The organism is Pseudomonas sp. PDM32 (genome assembly GCF_019219225.1).
Taxonomy (GTDB): domain Bacteria; phylum Pseudomonadota; class Gammaproteobacteria; order Pseudomonadales; family Pseudomonadaceae; genus Aquipseudomonas; species Aquipseudomonas laurylsulfatiphila.
The window spans coordinates 162,525-178,651 of record NZ_JAHUWE010000009.1 but is presented as its reverse complement, the minus strand read 5'-3'; the positions used below and the strand labels follow the sequence as shown (position 1 = coordinate 178,651).

The 16,127-nt window shown below is 62.8% G+C and carries 17 protein-coding genes and 1 pseudogene; 4 read left to right on the top strand and 14 right to left on the bottom strand.

What is annotated here, in order from left to right; translation table 11 throughout:
- Positions 1 to 147 precede the first annotated feature (147 nt).
- A complete protein-coding gene (locus KW846_RS18550; RefSeq protein ID WP_218484112.1) occupies positions 148 to 477 on the top strand; it encodes a hypothetical protein in 330 nt (109 codons plus the stop codon).
- A 124-nt stretch (positions 478 to 601) separates the two neighbouring features.
- Complete coding sequence (locus tag KW846_RS18545) at positions 602 to 1,018, top strand: organic hydroperoxide resistance protein (protein WP_095968188.1); 417 nt, start codon at positions 602 to 604, stop codon at positions 1,016 to 1,018.
- Between the two features lie 103 nt (positions 1,019 to 1,121).
- Here the strand turns inward: KW846_RS18545 and KW846_RS18540 are convergent, their stop codons facing one another.
- From KW846_RS18540 to KW846_RS18520, 5 genes are all read right to left on the bottom strand, one after another.
- A complete protein-coding gene (locus tag KW846_RS18540; protein ID WP_102701693.1) occupies positions 1,122 to 1,631 on the bottom strand; it encodes a copper chaperone PCu(A)C in 510 nt (169 codons plus the stop codon).
- 1 nt (position 1,632) lies between these two features.
- On the bottom strand, positions 1,633 to 2,238 hold the full coding sequence (locus KW846_RS18535; protein WP_015094590.1) for an SCO family protein: 606 nt from the start codon (positions 2,236 to 2,238) through the stop codon (positions 1,633 to 1,635).
- A gap of 352 nt (positions 2,239 to 2,590) precedes the next feature.
- Positions 2,591 to 3,475 carry a ChaN family lipoprotein gene (locus tag KW846_RS18530; protein WP_218484110.1) on the bottom strand — a complete coding sequence of 295 codons (885 nt, stop codon included), beginning with the start codon at positions 3,473 to 3,475 and terminating at the stop codon, positions 2,591 to 2,593.
- A 54-nt stretch (positions 3,476 to 3,529) separates the two neighbouring features.
- Entirely contained in the window at positions 3,530 to 4,297 is a 768-nt protein-coding gene (locus tag KW846_RS18525; protein WP_218484108.1) for a heme ABC transporter ATP-binding protein, read from the bottom strand.
- Entirely contained in the window at positions 4,297 to 5,280 is a 984-nt protein-coding gene (locus KW846_RS18520; protein WP_218484349.1) for an iron chelate uptake ABC transporter family permease subunit, read from the bottom strand. The genes KW846_RS18525 and KW846_RS18520 overlap by 1 nt, the downstream gene beginning before the upstream one ends.
- A 396-nt stretch (positions 5,281 to 5,676) precedes the next feature.
- Between KW846_RS18520 and metE the strand changes: the two genes are divergently transcribed.
- Positions 5,677 to 7,965 (top strand): 5-methyltetrahydropteroyltriglutamate--homocysteine S-methyltransferase, encoded by a 2,289-nt coding sequence (metE, locus tag KW846_RS18515; protein WP_218484106.1) that lies wholly within the window; start codon positions 5,677 to 5,679, stop codon positions 7,963 to 7,965.
- Positions 7,966 to 8,148: 183 nt separating this feature from the next.
- On the opposite strand, the gene KW846_RS18510 is transcribed toward metE, so the two are convergent.
- The 9 genes and pseudogenes from KW846_RS18510 to KW846_RS30100 form a co-directional block, all read right to left on the bottom strand.
- Positions 8,149 to 8,820 (bottom strand): bifunctional 2-polyprenyl-6-hydroxyphenol methylase/3-demethylubiquinol 3-O-methyltransferase UbiG, encoded by a 672-nt coding sequence (locus tag KW846_RS18510; RefSeq protein WP_218484102.1) that lies wholly within the window; start codon positions 8,818 to 8,820, stop codon positions 8,149 to 8,151.
- Positions 8,821 to 8,834: 14 nt separating this feature from the next.
- On the bottom strand, positions 8,835 to 9,047 hold the full coding sequence (locus tag KW846_RS18505) for a DUF4287 domain-containing protein (protein ID WP_008002604.1): 213 nt from the start codon (positions 9,045 to 9,047) through the stop codon (positions 8,835 to 8,837).
- Between the two features lie 51 nt (positions 9,048 to 9,098).
- Positions 9,099 to 9,650 carry a cytochrome C gene (locus KW846_RS18500; protein ID WP_218484100.1) on the bottom strand — a complete coding sequence of 184 codons (552 nt, stop codon included), beginning with the start codon at positions 9,648 to 9,650 and terminating at the stop codon, positions 9,099 to 9,101.
- Between the two features lie 258 nt (positions 9,651 to 9,908).
- Positions 9,909 to 10,430, bottom strand: a complete 522-nt coding sequence (locus KW846_RS18495; RefSeq protein WP_007978110.1) for a methylamine dehydrogenase light chain — start codon at positions 10,428 to 10,430, stop codon at positions 9,909 to 9,911.
- A gap of 18 nt (positions 10,431 to 10,448) precedes the next feature.
- A complete protein-coding gene (mauD, locus tag KW846_RS18490) occupies positions 10,449 to 11,069 on the bottom strand; it encodes a methylamine dehydrogenase accessory protein MauD (protein ID WP_218484097.1) in 621 nt (206 codons plus the stop codon).
- Between the two features lie 5 nt (positions 11,070 to 11,074).
- Positions 11,075 to 11,614: a MauE/DoxX family redox-associated membrane protein gene (locus tag KW846_RS18485; RefSeq protein WP_218484095.1), complete on the bottom strand. Its 540-nt coding sequence runs from the start codon at positions 11,612 to 11,614 to the stop codon at positions 11,075 to 11,077.
- Between the two features lie 11 nt (positions 11,615 to 11,625).
- Entirely contained in the window at positions 11,626 to 12,774 is a 1,149-nt protein-coding gene (locus KW846_RS18480) for an amine dehydrogenase large subunit (protein WP_007978118.1), read from the bottom strand.
- A 357-nt stretch (positions 12,775 to 13,131) separates the two neighbouring features.
- Entirely contained in the window at positions 13,132 to 14,604 is a 1,473-nt protein-coding gene (locus KW846_RS18475) for a sensor histidine kinase (RefSeq protein ID WP_218484092.1), read from the bottom strand.
- A gap of 187 nt (positions 14,605 to 14,791) precedes the next feature.
- Positions 14,792 to 14,869, bottom strand: a pseudogene (locus KW846_RS30100) (outer membrane lipoprotein carrier protein LolA); the annotation flags it as partial.
- Positions 14,870 to 14,938: 69 nt separating this feature from the next.
- Between KW846_RS30100 and KW846_RS18470 the strand changes: the two are divergent.
- Complete coding sequence (locus tag KW846_RS18470) at positions 14,939 to 16,108, top strand: acyl-CoA dehydrogenase family protein (protein ID WP_218484090.1); 1,170 nt, start codon at positions 14,939 to 14,941, stop codon at positions 16,106 to 16,108.
- Positions 16,109 to 16,127 lie beyond the last annotated feature (19 nt).

Genomic DNA, 16,127 nt, shown 5'->3' with positions numbered 1-16,127 from the left:
GCTATAGCAAAGGATTGAAAACTCGCAAGAAATGGCTTTAGCCATCTCTTTTTTTGCACTCATTTGCAAAAAAGGCACGATGCTGGCCCCCAAGTTAAAAAATCCCCCGCAAAATTAGTTCATTTTCAACTAGTTAGATAGGTCAAGATGCGCAAGGTATGGATCGCGTTAATTCCGCTAGTTGTTGCGGGTATCACCAATTCGGCGCAAGCCAAAGAACTGGCCACCCAGGATCAATACATGTGCAGTTGGGGCGCGGGCACTGCTGCAAGGGCACAGGAGCTCAAGCTCTCAGGGGTTTCCCTGTACGCCGCACGGCAGAAAATCCAGGCCTACAAGTTCTCAAAAACATGGATGCGCATGATGGCTCTTGGTATTACAGAGCAAACTTATGACAGTTCGTCGCGATTGAAACCGACGGCTGTGCGGCAAAGCTTTTATGAGGACTGCGTCAGGTACAAGTTGGCGCGCAAATAAGGAAGAAGCGGGCGCCGGTCGGATCGACTGCGGCACGGGCCGGTGACGTCTATATTGATTGACCATCCCGGCGACCGGATGGGGGTGTTAAACCGGTTTTCTACAACTCAATCAGGAGGTCAGCATGAACCAGATCGATAAAGTGTTGTACACCGCCCAGACCCACACCACCGGCGGGCGTGACGGCGCCTCCCGCAGTTCCGACGGCATCCTCGATGTGAAGCTTTCGTCGCCAGGTGCGGGCGGTGGCGGTACCAACCCCGAGCAATTGTTCGCTGCCGGGTGGTCAGCCTGCTTTATCGGCGCCATGCAAGTGGCAGCCCGGGAAATGAAAGTGGCGTTGCCCAAGGATGTGGCGGTCGATGCGGAAGTCGACCTGGGCACGAATGAGGGCGGCTACCTGCTCCAGGCGCGGCTCAATGTCAGCCTGCCGGGGCTGGACCGTGAAACCGCCCAGAAAATCGTCGACACCGGGCACCAGTACTGCCCGTATTCGAAAGCCACGCGCAACAACATCAACGTCGTGCTCAAGCTCGTTTGAGTTGAGGTTTTGATCTAAAAAAAGATCGCAGCCTGCGGCAGCTCCTACACCGATTTCGTAGGAGCTGTCGCAGGCTGCGATCTTTTTGGTATTGCGAGGAAGCTCAATTCATCTTGCTGTGATCATGCGCCATGTTGCCGTGATCCATGGTGCCAATCGCCTTGGCAACGGCTTCAACCTGGATCGACTCTTTCTCGCCCTTGGCATCTACCACGGTCAGGGTCAGCGGCACCTTGTCGCCTTCCTTGATCTGGCCCGTCAGGTTCATGAGCATGATGTGGTAGCCATTGGGATCCAGGCTCACCGCTTTACCGGCCGGCAGTGCCACGGCGTCCACCTGCTGCATTTTCATCACGTCGTCCTTCATGCTCATTGCATGAATCTGCACCAGAGCTGCCACCGGCGTTTGCACGCTCAACAGTTTGCTGTCGCTGCTCGCGGTGACGGTCATGAAGGCGCCGCTCGATGGTTGGCCGGCTACGGTGGCGCGGACCCAGGCGTCGTCGACCCGGGTTTGTGCCGATACCTGGAAGGCCAGGCCGACCAGGGACAAGCCCAGTGCCAGTTGCTTGCAGCGTTGTGCGAAACGGTTTTTAGCCTGCGGGGCGTTCATATCAGCAAACCTCCATCACGGTGAGCAGGTCCTCTGCGCACTCTTTGGCCGTCAGGGACGCGGACAGCCCCAGGCGCAGATTGCCCCGGGAGTCGAAGACATAACTGGTCGCGGTATGGGAGAGGGTATAGGTATCGCCGCTCGGGACTTTTTCAAAGAACACGCCGAATTCCTTGGCGGTGGCGGCGGTTTGTTCCAGGGTGCCGTACAGCGCTTCGAAACTCGGGTCGAAAGCCTTGACGTATTTGTCGAGCAGCTCTGGTGTGTCGCGCTCCGGGTCCAGGGTGATGAAGATCACCTGCAACCTTTCGCCATCGCGGCCCATCAGCTTTTTGGCCTGGGCGGCACGGGCCAGCGTGGTCGGGCACACGGCCGGACACTGGGTGAAACCGAAGAACACCATTGGCATCAGGCCGCGATAGCTGCCCAGCATCCTGGTTTCGCCCTCGGCGTTCGTGAGCTTGAAGTTACGCCCCATGATCTTGTCGCTGAGGTCTTTGCCGTACTTGAACGACAGCTTGCTGCTGTCGTCGCAACCGGCGAGCAGGCCCAGGCTCAACAGGCCCATGCCTTGCAGGACAGTTCGGCGGGTATACAAAGTACTCATGGAAAAAAGCATCCTGTTGAACAGGCTGAAACTGACAGCGTGGTGACTGTACAGACGAAAAAACGTGGGGATGTTAACAAACTGTGCCGGTAGCGGCGGGGTGGATACGACCATTGGACCGGCACAGAGGCGTGACATAGTGTCGCGCCGCAGCATGTTCGGCAGAGGGCAATAGTGCTCTTGTGGCGAGGGGGCTTGCCCCCGTTCGACCGCGAAGCGGTCGCAATAAGTTGCATGCGGTTTACCTGACATACCGCATTATGCGGGTTTGGGACTAATTCGTAGTCCAACGGGGGCAAGCCCCCTCACCACAGGCAAGCTCCCCTCGCCACAGCAAGCTCCCTCGCCAGAATTAACGGCGCAACTTCGCGCAATGATCCTGTTCCGGCTGTGCGGCCGTGTACCACACGTAGTCCGCGCTCTCGGCGGTCACGGTCTTGCCCGCTTCGGCGAGGATCAGCACGGCGTTGCCTTCACCGGCACCGAGGTCTTTCAAGTGCAGCGGCACCCCCAGGTCCTTGCGCACATGAAAGGCCCCGGCCAGCAGCAACGCCGGCGTCGGCGCGGCCATCAGGCGCTCGGCCATGCGCCGGTCGCGTTGTTGCTGCACGGCGAGCATGGCCGGCATTTGTGATTCGGGCAGCAGACCGCAATGGGATTGGCGGATGTCGTCCAGCAAGGTCGCCTGCACCTGTCGGGTGGTGGACGCTTCGCCTTTCAACTCAGGGCGCTGTCGATAGATCTGCATGATCTGCGTGCGGTCCAGATTCGCCGCCAGCAGTGGATAGGGTTGGCGCAGCGCGTAGGTGACAAGGGCACCATAGACGCTCCAGTCCCAATTGGTCTGCCAGGCCAGCGCCTTGAACGTATCGGCTGGCGGCTGGCCAGCGCGGGTCGCGGCTTGCGCGGCATCGACTTTGGCCTGTTGGTCGGGATTGAGCATCTCCATCAGCAGGCTGCCCTGGGCACGCTGTGCCGCCAGCTCGCGCAGCAACCACAATTGCAGGGCGTGGTGGTCCGGGTTGTCGTGCTGTTCGCCGACCAGAACCCGCGGCGCGGCGGCCAGGCGTTCGACCAGTTCCTGCGGTGTCAGCGTGCGACCGCTGGCCAGTTCGCGGATGACGCCGAGGTCGGCGTGATCGCGTCCTTGCGGGGCAATCGGCGCCGGGGGCGGCGTTACAGAATGGGTTTGGCAGGCAGCCAACAGGCTGAACGCACACAGCAACAGAAAGCGCATCGGTTTTCCTTGAATAGACAGAAGCCCCCTCGATCAATGAAGGAGGGGACGGAATCAGCGCGCGATGATCAACGGGTGGCCGCGTTCCGGGTGTTGGTGAATCAGCACCTCCAGGCCATACACCGCCGCCAGCGCCTCAGCGGTCAACACCTCTGCTGGTGGACCGTAGGCGTGGGGCAGGCCTTGTTGCAACAACAGCAGTTGATCGCAGTAGCGTGCAGCCAGATTGAGGTCGTGCAGAATCACCAGCACCGCTGCACCGCGCTCGGCAAAGTCGCGTACGGCTTGCAAAATGGTGTGCTGGTGCAGCGGATCGAGCATCGACGTCGGTTCATCGAGCAGCAGGGTTTGCCCTTCGGCCCCCGGCCAGAGTTGAGCGAGCACTCGCGCCAGATGCACGCGCTGGCGTTCACCGCCGGACAGTGCCAGATAACTGCGCCCGGCAAGATGAAGCGCATCGGCCGCTGAAAGCGCGTCGGCGACGATTTCGCCATCGCGCACGCGGCCGCTGGCGTGAGGCAGGCGCCCCATGCCCACGACTTCATTGACCGAAAACGCAAAGTTCAGGCTCGAACTCTGCGGCAGCACGGCCAGGCGCCTGGCCCGTTCCTGGCCTGGCCAGTCGGCGAGTGGACGCTCGTCGAGGCTGACCGTGCCTTCGCTGGTTGGCAGTTCGCCGCACAAGGCGGTGAGCAGAGTGCTTTTGCCGGCGCCGTTCGGTCCCAGTACGCCGAGCACTTCGCCGGGGCGCAATTGGATATCGATGTTCGCCAGTACCGTGCGGTTGCCACGACGTACCAGCAAGTTATTTGCCCGCAGCATCAGGAACGCCCTCGTACCAGCAGATAAAGAAAGAACGGCGCGCCGATCAGTGCGGTCACGATGCCGATCGGCAATTCGGCCGGCGCCAACAGCAGGCGCGCGGCCAGGTCGGCCAGCAACAGCAGGCTGGCACCGGCGAGCAACGACGCGGGCAGCAACACCCGGTGATCCGGGCCGACCAGCAGGCGCATCAGGTGCGGTACCACCAGGCCGATGAAGCCGATCAGGCCCGCCGCCGCGACGGCCGCGCCGACGCCGAGCGCCGTGCACAACACCAGCTCAAGCTTGATGCGCTCGATGTCGAAGCCCAGGTGACGGGCCTCCGACTCGCCCAGCAGCATGGCATTGAGTGCCGCCGCGCGACGTGGCAACCACAGCGCCACGCCCACAGTGACGATCAGCAATGGCCACAGGCGCGGATAGCTGGCGCCGTTGAGGCTGCCCAGGTTCCAGAACGTCAGGGTGCGCAGGGTCGCGTCATCGGCCAGGTAGGTGAACAGACCCACGCCGGCACCGGCCATGGCCGTCATCGCCACCCCCGCCAACAGCAGGGTGGCAACGTCGGTTTGCCCGTTGCGGCGGCCGAAGCGATACACCACCGCCGTAACGATCAAGCCACCGGCGAAGGCGCTGACCGACAGCAGGTAAGGTTCGATTGCCGGTGGCACCCCACCCAGCAGGCTGCCGCCGACGATGGCGAGGGCGGCACCCAGCGCGGCACCGCCGGACACGCCGACCAGGCCCGGGTCCGCCAAGGGGTTGCGGAACAACCCCTGCATCGCCACGCCGGACAACGCCAGTACCGAGCCCACGGCGATGCCGAGCAGGCTGCGCGGCAGACGGATCTGCCCGAGGATCAGCTCCGCCTGTTGTGTGTCGCCCCCGTCAAGCGGCAACCCCATCAGGCGCATCCCGGCCAGCAAGGTATCGCCCAGCGGCAGGCTCACCGGTCCGAGGGCCAGGGACAGCCAGAACACCAGCACCAGCAACAGCAGCAAACAGATCAAGGTCGGACGCGGCCGGAAAATGGCCGTCATGGATTGATCCAGCCGGTCTGCGCTGTGGCGTCCGGGTGGAGCACCGTGGCACCGGCCAGCCGTGTTTTGATACGCATCGGGACTATTCCTTGGTCGATCGGAGAGGGCGGACATCGAAAACTTCATAGCGCGTGATGATGCCATCGACGCCCGGCTTACGTACACGCCACGGTGCAGGTTGGACATTGAGACGAGCGCGTTGAACCAGGTGTCCATCCAGCGCCGGTGGCGCAGCGCTACGGATCATGAGAAGAACTTGTGATCATCACGATTAAAATGAGTTTGTCTCACTCGCCGGCGCTGTCGACAATGGCCCCATTGAACGCATTGGAGTTATTTGACATGGCTGTGGCCCATTCCCTTGGATTTCCGCGCATTGGTCGCGACCGTGAACTGAAAAAAGCCCAAGAGGCGTTCTGGAAGGGCGAGCTCGACGAAGCCGGCCTGCGTGCCGTTGGCCGTGACTTGCGCAAGACCCACTGGGACTTGCAGAAAAAGGCCGGCATCGAGCTGTTGCCGGTTGGCGACTTCGCCTGGTACGACCAGGTCCTGACCCACTCGCTGATGTTCGGTGTGATCCCTGAGCGTTTCCGCCCGCACGATGGCAAGGCCAGCCTGCAGACCCTGTTCGGCATGGCGCGCGGAGTGAGCGACAGCTGCTGCGGCGGCGCCCACGCCCAGGAAATGACCAAGTGGTTCGACACCAACTATCACTACCTGGTCCCGGAGTTCAGCGCCGACCAGCAGTTCCAGCTTGGCTGGGATCAACTGTTCGAAGAAGTCGAAGAAGCCCGCGCACTGGGGCATAACGTCAAGCCGGTGATCATCGGCCCGCTGACCTATTTGTGGTTGGGCAAGGCCAAGGGCGCCGGGTTCGACAAGCTCGAATTGCTCGAGCGCCTGCTGCCGCTGTACGGCCAGATCTTCCAGCGCCTGGCGGCGCAAGGCGTCGAGTGGGTGCAAATCGACGAGCCGATCCTGGTGCTCGACCTGCCTCAGGACTGGAAAAACGCCTTCGAGCGCGCCTACAACCTGATCCAGCGTGACCCGCTGAAGAAACTGGTCGCCACTTACTTCGGTGGCCTGGAAGAGAACCTGGGCCTGGCTGCCAACCTGCCGGTGGATGGGCTGCACATCGATCTGGTGCGTGCGCCTGAACAGTACCCGACCATTCTCGACCGCCTGCCGGCCTATAAGGTGCTGTCACTGGGTGTGGTCAACGGTCGTAACGTCTGGCGCTGCGACCTGGAAAACGCCCTGGCCACCCTGCAGCATGCTCACGAACGCCTGGGCGATCGCTTGTGGGTCGCGCCGTCCTGCTCGCTGCTGCACAGCCCGGTTGATCTGGGCCGCGAAGACCAGTTCGATACCGAGCTGAAAAGCTGGCTGGCGTTTGCCGTGCAGAAGTGTGAAGAGGTCGCGCTGCTGGCTCAGGCGGTCAACGAGCCCGAGGCGCCGAACGTTCTCGAAGCGCTGAGTCAAAGCCGCGCCGTTCAGGCGGCCCGTGCTGCATCGCCACGCATTCACAAGCCAGCTGTCCAGGCCCGTGTGGCCGCGATCACCGCCGGGGACAGCCAGCGTCAATCGCCGTTTGCCCAGCGCATCGCCAGGCAACGCGCCGGCCTGAACCTGCCACTGTTCCCGACCACCACCATTGGTTCGTTCCCGCAAACCGCGTCGATCCGTCTGGCGCGCCAGTCGTTCAAGCAAGGCAAGCTGACCGAGGCCGAATACACCGAAGCGATGCACAGCGAGATTCGCCACGCCGTGCAAGTGCAGGAATACCTGGGCCTGGATGTGCTGGTGCACGGTGAAGCCGAGCGCAATGACATGGTCGAATACTTCGCCGAGCAACTCGACGGCTATGCGTTCACGCGTTTTGGCTGGGTGCAGAGCTACGGTTCGCGCTGCGTGAAACCGGCGGTGATCTTCGGCGACCTGAGCCGCCCGAAAGCCATGACCGTGGAGTGGATCCGCTACGCCCAAGGCCTCACCGACAAAGTGATGAAGGGCATGCTGACCGGTCCCGTGACCATGCTGATGTGGTCATTCCCGCGCGAAGACGTGACCCGTGAAGTACAAGCCCGTCAGCTGGCCCTGGCCATTCGCGACGAAGTGGTGGACCTGGAAGCCGCCGGGATCAGGATCGTGCAGATCGACGAAGCGGCGTTCCGCGAAGGCTTGCCGTTGCGCCAGGCGCAGTGGCAGCACTACCTGGACTGGGCGACCGAAGCGTTCCGCCTGTGCGCTTCGGGTGTGCGGGACGAAACCCAGATCCACACCCATATGTGCTACAGCGAGTTCAACGATGTGATCGAGTCCATCGCCGCCATGGATGCCGACGTGATCACCATCGAAACCTCGCGTTCGGACATGGAGTTGCTGGACGCGTTCGAAGCCTTCGCCTACCCGAACGACATCGGCCCCGGCGTGTACGACATCCACTCGCCACGGGTGCCGGACTCCTCGGAAATGGCCAACCTGTTGCGCAAGGCCGCCAGGCGCATTCCCGCCGACCGCCTTTGGGTCAACCCGGACTGCGGCCTGAAAACCCGCGGCTGGCCGGAAACCGAAGCGGCGCTGGTACACATGGTCAACGCTGCGCGTCAGTTGCGCAAAGAATGGGCCTGACGCGTTAGCAGCATGAGCGCACCGGAGTACTTCACAGTGCTCCGGTTTTTTATTGGCTGTGCCGACGTCTTCGCTGGCAAGCCAGCTCCCACAAGGTATTTCAGTGTTCACAAAACCTGTGGGAGCGGGCTTGCCCGCGAAAGCGGTAGATCAATCGCTGATGATGTTGGCTGTGCCGCGCTTCTACAGCCGCCGCTCGGCCACCAGCAGCAACGACTGCGGCACAGGGCTTTGCGGGTGCTGCGGTTCCTGCAAGCCGGCCAGTACAAAACCGGCCATGTCCAGCGCGTTGAGCCAGCTGGACAGGGTGCGGAAGTACCACGGCATGGGCTGCCACTGGCCCTTGAATCCGGCAAAGGTCTCTTCCCGCCAGCCATCCTGATAGTCGCCCGCCGCAGCGGCCCACGGGTGCAGCGTCTGGATCACCAGCGCGCCGCCAGGGGCGAGCAGGCCGTTCATGGCGCCGAGCAGGGGGATGATGTCCTGATGTAGCAAAGCGAAGTTGGCGCAGATCAGGTTGTAGTCGCGGCCGATGTCGACGGCTGCCTCTGCCAACTGTTCATAGCTCGCCAGATGCACCGGTGCAGCGCCCGCCGCCCGCGCCGCGTCCACCAGCGTCGCATCGCCATCCACCCCGACCGCCTCGATGGCCCGGTCCGTCAGCGCACGCAACAGCCAGCCTTCGCCGCAGCCCAGGTCGAGCACCCGCTCGGGCTGGCGCCCCAGCACCGCCAGCAGGATGGCCTGGTCGGTGACCTTCAGACGGCTTTCGATGGTGCCCGTGCGGATGGCATCGATCCAGGCCCGGGCATTGTGGTGCCAGCTGTCGAGGAGGGTGGATTCGGGGGCGGGCATGGCGTTGTCCGGCGCTAGGTGGCCGTTGCCAAATGATAGGCAACCAGCGCGTTGGCGTGGCCATGCCCCATGCCGTGTTCGGTCTTGAGCCAGGCCACCATTTCCATGTGTTTCTTGTCGCTGAGGGTTTTAAGCAGGTCCAGCCAATGGCTGATCGGCTGGCCATACTTCTTCTCGATTGACGGGAAGTACGAAGCCGGTCCTTTGGGTTTTGTCTCTTCGGTCACGATGCAAACTCCCTTTTCGCTTTGATGGGGTCGAAAGCAGCACCGGTTACGTTACTGATTTGCCGTCGGTGAGTCCATCGTTCCTGCGGTCATCCCGTCATCAATCGCGATGCCCTGGGCGCGCATGGCCTTGATCAACTCGCTGCGGGTGCCGGGCAGGTTGAGCATGGTCTGGGCACGCAGCGCCGTGACTTCTTCGGCGGTGTAGGGCTGATAGTCCGCCGGCAGGCTTTCGCCCGCCATGCCGTCTTTACGCATCAGCCAGTTGAGCAAGTCCGCCAGTTGCGCGTTGTTCAGCGCCGACTGCGACATCCCCGGCACCCGCACGAGGAATTCGCGGCCGCCCGGTACCTTCAGGAAGTTGCCGACAAAGCCTTTCATCCGTGGCGTGTCGTTGGCGGCGGAGCCCGTGCCGTCGCCCAGGTGGCAACCGGCGCATTGCAGCTGATAGTTCACACCCACGCTGTACCCAGCCACGGCGATCGGTTTTTGAACCTCTTCGTTGCCCGGTGCATGGCCCTGCGCCGGGTCGGGAATAGCCCGGGCGAACGCGAGCGGGGCGCTCAGGGCGCAGACGAGTCCGAGAAGTAGCAACTTGCGCATGAAGGGCCTCTCTTGATTGTTGTAGCCGATAAAAAACAGTCCGTTCGATACCGATTGAACCTGTGGCGAGGGAGCTTGCTCCCGCTGGAGCGCGAAGCGCTCCCAAAAACTGCGATCGCGTTATCTCTGGCACACCTGCGGTGAACGGTTTTGGGGTCGCTTCGCAACCCAGCGGGAGCAAGCTCCCTCGCCACGGGGGACTGTTGCTAACCAAAAAAAAACCGCCGATTACGCGAGCAACCGGCGGAAAGTGCGCGTTTAGACGGCGACGCCGCGGATCACCGAAACGGTGCAGTGATAGATGTGCGATTTGGCGGCCAGGCACCAGTTCACATCGTTGTTGTTGAACGGGCGGTAAGCCGGTTCTTCACTGTCGTTACGGGTACAGGCGCACTGGGCGCAGCTTTGCTTACCGCAGCAGTCGTTGTAGGAAATGATGTAGTCCTTGCCATCGGCCGGGTTGCGGCAGGTGCCGATCCAGGTCACTTGCGAGGCTTCGGTGCCTGGCGGGCAGGAGGTCACCGAACCGCCGCAGCAGCTGCACAGAAAGCCGTCGATGGAGCAGTAGCGCCAGTAGTCGCAGCTGTTTGGATCACCCGGGTCGCCAGCCTGCGCCGGCTCCGCGGCCAGGGCCTTGCTGGTACGGTCCAGCGGCAGCAGCAAGGGCAGGGCGGCACCGGCCACCATCAGCGAGCCCATGCGCGACAGCAGTTTACGGCGCGAGGTGGTGTCGGCCACACGGCGGGTCGAGCGCTCGAACAACAGATCCAGCAGTTTCATAAACGTCTCCCTGCCTTATCAGTGGCTATGGCCGTGGCTGTGGTCGTGGGTGTGGGATTGGGCATTGAGGTACTGCTGCAGCGTGGCGTGCTTGAGGTGCTCGACTTCGAACAGGCTGTCCAGGTGCTCGCGGGAGTTGACCAGGCCCTTGGCGCGCAGGGTGCCGGCCTTGTCGATCAGTGCGGCATACGGCAGCTTGCCGATCTGGTAGGTCATGCCCACTTCCGGGCCGACCACGTAGGTGGCGTCTTCGAGTTTGTGTTCACGGATCAGCGCTTGCTGGGCGTCCATGTCGCCATCGCTGACGAACACCACGTCCAGACTGCCCGCTTGCTCCCTGGCGATGGATTTGATCGCCGGCAGCAGCGACTTGCAGATCGGGCAGGTCGGCGAGAGGAAGAACAGCAATTGCGATTTTTCACCGGCATAACCGAAGTTCACCGGGCGACCGTGACGATCGCTGGCAGTGATCTGCGGCGCGGGTTCATTGACCGCCACGCCTTTGTCGACCATCAGCGCGCCGGCCGGGGCCAGACGCCCGTGCAGCACGCCAATCTGCCGCACCAGGCCCATGACGACAAACGCCACAGCCACCAGCAGCACCCAGAGCAGAACGTTGGAAACAATCAAGCCTTCCATTTCGATTACCTACCAATCAATTTGAGCAGAAGAGGGGAATTCGCCAGCAAGCCATCGGCCGCGGCGTAGATGAGCAACGCGACCGCGGCGGCGGCCAGGGTCACGAAGCCATCGAACAGGTTGAGGTCGCGGGCCACCGGCGCCACGCTGGCCACCAGCGCAAGCGCTACCAGTGCACTGTTGCGCGCCAGCAGGACCGGGCGCAGCGGTTGTGCCTGGTCGGGACCGGCGCAACCGCAGTCGATGTCCGCGCGACCGCGCCACAGGTTGATGCCGATGGCGGCGGCGTACAGCGCCAACAGGCTGGCCGCGCTCACCGCGGCGTAACCACGGCTGACCGGCACCAGCAGGGCAAAGGCGATGGCCAGCTCCAGCAGCGGCACCAGCCGTGCTGTCGGGCGCACCAGCACCTGGGGCAGCAGTTGGTAGTCCGCCAGTTGCCGGGCGAAGCGGGCCGGCGCGCGCAACTTGTGGGTCGCGGCGCTGGCCAGCAACACCGCGATGGCGATGGCGCTGGCTATGATGAAGATCGGATCTGTGTGCATGGCCGAACCTCTCAGTAGCTCAGGACCTGAGTCGCGGTCTTCGCGACTTTCGGCATGCTGCCGGTGAGCTTGTTGGTCTTCAGATCGAAAATCTGCAAGCCGCCTTCGACGTCGGCGCCGAGCAACAGCGGCTTGTCGTCGCCGGTGGCCTGCATGCTCCACACCGGAACCGGGGCTTCCAGGGTCGCTACCTTTTTGTGGGTCTTGAGGTCGAACGCCCAGATCAGCGGGCTCGGGTCTTCCCACTTCATGGCTTCGTGGGCGTCGTGCATCAGCACGTACAGGCGGTCCAGCTTCGGTGCCACGGCCATCAACTGCCAGCCACCCGGTGCCCAACCGGCCTTCTTCTCTTCGTCGGTAACCAGCGACCAGGACGGCAGGATCTTCGGCGCGTCACCGGCGAAATCCACCGGACGCACGGTGCCGGTCGTGGTGGTGAAGTAGTAGGTGTCGCCGACGTTGACCGCACGCTCCACCAGTTTTTCCGCGTTCGGATCAAAGAACGGCGTGCGGCTGCGCGCGGTTTCCTGGCCCTGATCGTTGAGGGTCACCACTTGCAGGCTGCCGTCGCCGCACAACGAGGCGAAACGACGGTTGCCGATCGGGTAGTTGAGCACGCAACCGGGGATGGCGATTTCCGTGGCAACGGCCTTGGCCTGGGTGTCGACCACAGTGACCGAAGTCGACGGGGTGAAGTTGTAGACATAGACGAACTTGTCGTCGCCGCTCGGCTTGAGCGCGTAACGCTGGGTCAGCGATTCGGCGCGCTTGTTCGGGATCAGCACTTCCCAGGCCGGCGACAGGGTCGAGCTGTCCCATGCGGTCAGCACATCGGTACGGGTACCGCGGGTGCCGCGCGAATACCAGATGTCGGCGCTGTAGAGGGTCTTCTTGTCATGGCTGAGGGTCGACGGCGCGGCAAAACCGGTCGGCACCATGCCGAGGATGCGCTTCTGGTCCGGGTCGACCACGGTCACGCGGCCGGCGACGAAACTGTCGAACTCGACGTCGATGACAAACGCGCGGTGAGCTTCGGGTGGAAACGCCAGAACGGTCTGGCCAATCGTACCGGCGGGCAAATCCGCGCGGGCACTGTTCAAACCGAGTACAAGCAGGCTCAGGCCAAGCGCTGACTGTACGGAGATCCTGTTTGTTCGCATAAGGGGAACTTCCTGAATTGTTGGTAACGCGGATCGCGGGTGCTTTGGCAGATTTTTACCCTTTGATTCTGCCGTGCCCCGCGATCAGGAGAATTGCCCTGCCTGCCAAGTGTTTGTGTGTCTGTGCCAGTGTCGTGAAACTGGCTGCACAAGGTGATAAAGCAGGGGGTTGAAGGGTCTGAGAGGGGGAGGGCGACGCTGCACTTGTGGCGAGGGGGCTTGCCCCCGTTGGGTCGCGAAGCGGCCCCAGCATTTTCCAGTCACACCGTGCCAGCAGGTTTTGCGGCTGCTTCGCAACCGAACGGGGGCAAGCCCCCTCGCCACAGGGTTTGTGTAAGGCCACAGGTTTTTTGTATTTCAGGCGAGGGGAAGGGAAAAGCTGAATACCGCGCCGCACGGCGCCAGGTTTTGCGCCCAGATATCGCCCCGGTGGCGGCCGATGATGTTCTTGCACAGCGCCAGGCCAATGCCGTTGCCGCTGACCTTGGAGGAGAAAAAGCCGTCGAACAGCTTCTCTTGCGCCTGGGCCTGGATGCCACGGCCGCAGTCTTCGATGCGCACCCGCGCCACCTCGTTGTCGCGGCTGGCCTGGATCCGCAACACGCGCCGCTCGGCTGGCAGGTCGGCCATTTCTTCGATGGCGTTGAAGGCCAGGTTGAGGATCACCTGGCCGATCAGCACCTTCTCGCAACTCACCATCATCGGTTCGGGCGAGGCGATGATTTCCACGCGCACCCGGCTCGGGTCGGCGCGCAGGCTGATGAAGTAGCGGGTTTCGCGCAGCAGCTCATTAAGGTCGACCCGCTCTTCCGATTGCTCCAGCTTGACCACGTAATCGCGCACGCTCTTGATGATCACCGAGGCATGCTCGATTTGCCGCACTGCGTTTTGCAAACCCCAGGCGACGTCCTGATCGGTTTCGCCGGCGTTGCCCAGACGAATCATCGTGCCTTCAATGAAGTTGCGGGTGGCGGCCAAGGGTTGGCTCAGTTCGTGGGCGATGGCCACGGCCATTTCGCCCATGGCGTTGTAGCGCGCCAGGTACTCGAGCTTCTGCTCGCTGACCCGCCGCGCTTCCTCGGCCTGGACCTGCTCGGTGACATCGCGGAACAGCAGCAGATGGCCGACCAGGTCGTCCTCGATCTCGATGTAGCGGCAGGTTGCGTCATGCCAGCGCCATTCGCCATCCCGGCGCTGCACCTTGTAATGCACGTTGAACGGAGCGTGTTCCGGCGTTTCATCGGCAAATTGTTGCAGCAGGCGCTGGCTGGATGCGTCGTCGCACCAGGCCAGGAAGTTCTTGCCCATCAGCTGATGCACTTCGCTGTTGAGCAGGTGCGCGCCGGAGTCGCTGATAAAACGGATGTCACCCTCGGGGCCGAGCACCGCCACGCCTTCGGCCAGGTCCTGCATGAAGGCCTTGAGCCGGCTTTCGAAACGCTTGAGGTCGCGCTTGACCTTGTCCTCTTTGGAGATGTCGCGGAACTGCACCATCAACACATCGCGACCGTCCAGGTGCACCAGGGTCGCCACCGCCTCGGACAGAATCTCCACCCCTTGCTTGGAGCGATAACACCACTCGATGGCGCGCTGCCCGGTGCGCGCGGCGCCTTCGAGCCAGCGCAAGCCGACCGAACGTCGGTACTTCGGCGCATCGCGGGTCATGTCCGGGGCCTTGAGCGGCGTCAGTTCCTCCAGGGTAAAGCCCAGCGCCGCCAGGGCAGCGGCGTTGGCCCAGAGAATCTCCTTGGTGTGCGCGTCATGAAGAATGATGCACAGCGGCATGGCTTCGATCAGCGCAAAAAAGTCGTTCGGTTTTGGCAGGTACATCGCACGGCCCCTGGCGGCAGAGATTTGCAGTATGGCGTTTTATACCTGCTCGCACAGCGCGATGCGCTCAGAGGTAACCGGCGTGGACCTAGGGGTTTTCTTTAGCGAGGAGGCTGCACGCACCAATAGTTGCGCCGGGATACGGTTTTTACACTGGCCTCCAATGCAAGGGCAACGACCCGACCCTTGTAGGAGCGAGCTTGCTCGCGATGAACCTGAGAGCGCCACGGGGTGCCAGGTTTCCAGCGTCATCGTTGACGACCATCGCGAGCAAGCTCGCTCCTACAAGGAGCGGTGGAGCCCTCTAACAATAATCAAAACGGAGAACTAGCCCATGCTGCGTTCAGCTGTCGCGCAACAAGACCCTGTGTCCGGCCCGGTCGTGCCAATGGTCGAGAGTCAGCTATTTGAGCAGGTGCTGGATGAGGTTCGCCAACGTCGCGAGGAATTCGACGCCGGCTCCCACGTGCCTCGGGACATGATCGAGCGCTTCAAGCAGCTGGGCATCTATCGCGCCGCCACGCCGAAATGCTACGGCGGCGACGCCCTGGCGCCGGCGCTGTTCCTGCACATGATCGAGCGCATCTCCGAAGCCGACGGCTCGGCGGGCTGGGTCGCCAGCTTCGGCAGCGCCGGTGTCTATCTGGCGGCCTTGCCGCCCGAAACCCTGGCTGAAATCTACGCCCAGAGCCCGGACCTGGTGTTCGCCGGCGGGTTGTTCCCGCTGCAGCCAGCCGAGGCGGTGGAAGGCGGCTGGCAGGTCAACGGCACCTGGAAGTTCGCCAGCGGCAGCAAAGGCGCGGACCTGCTGGGTGTCGGCATCGGCGCCAGTGCGGCGGGCGGCAAACCGCGCACGGCGGTGTTCCCGGCCAGCCAGGTCGAGATCGTCGAGAACTGGGACGTGGTCGGCCTCAAGGGCACCGGCAGCCATGACCTGCGCGTCACCGACAAATTCGTCGAGGACCGCTGGACCTTCATCCGTGGCGGGGCTGCAACCATCGACGAACCGCTGTTTCGCTACCCATCCATCGCCTACGCCGCGCAAGTGCTGGCGGTGGTCAACCTCGGCCTGGCCCGTGCAGCGCTGGACGAAATCAGCCGCATGGCCGGCGCCGGCGGCATTACCGGTGCGCCGAAAATGGCCGACCGCGCTTACGTGCGCATCGAGATCGCCAAGGCCGAAGCCAAGCTGATGGCCGCGCGGGGGTTCTTCTACAACGCCACCGAACAGGTGTGGAACTCGATCCTGGCCGGCAACCCGGTCACGCCGGAGCAGACCAGCCTGCTGCGTCTGTCGGCGATCCATGTCTCCCAGGCGGGTGCCGAGGTGGTGCAGAGCGCCTATAGCCTGGCCGGGACCACCGCCATTTACCTGCGTCATCCGCTGCAACGCTACCTGCGCGACTCGATGGTGGTGACCCAGCACGCCTTCCTCAGCGAAGGGCTGTACGACGGCGCCGGCTCGGTGTTCCTCGGCGTGCCGCCGTTCCCGGGCTACATCTGATTTTTCATTACTTTTTCAA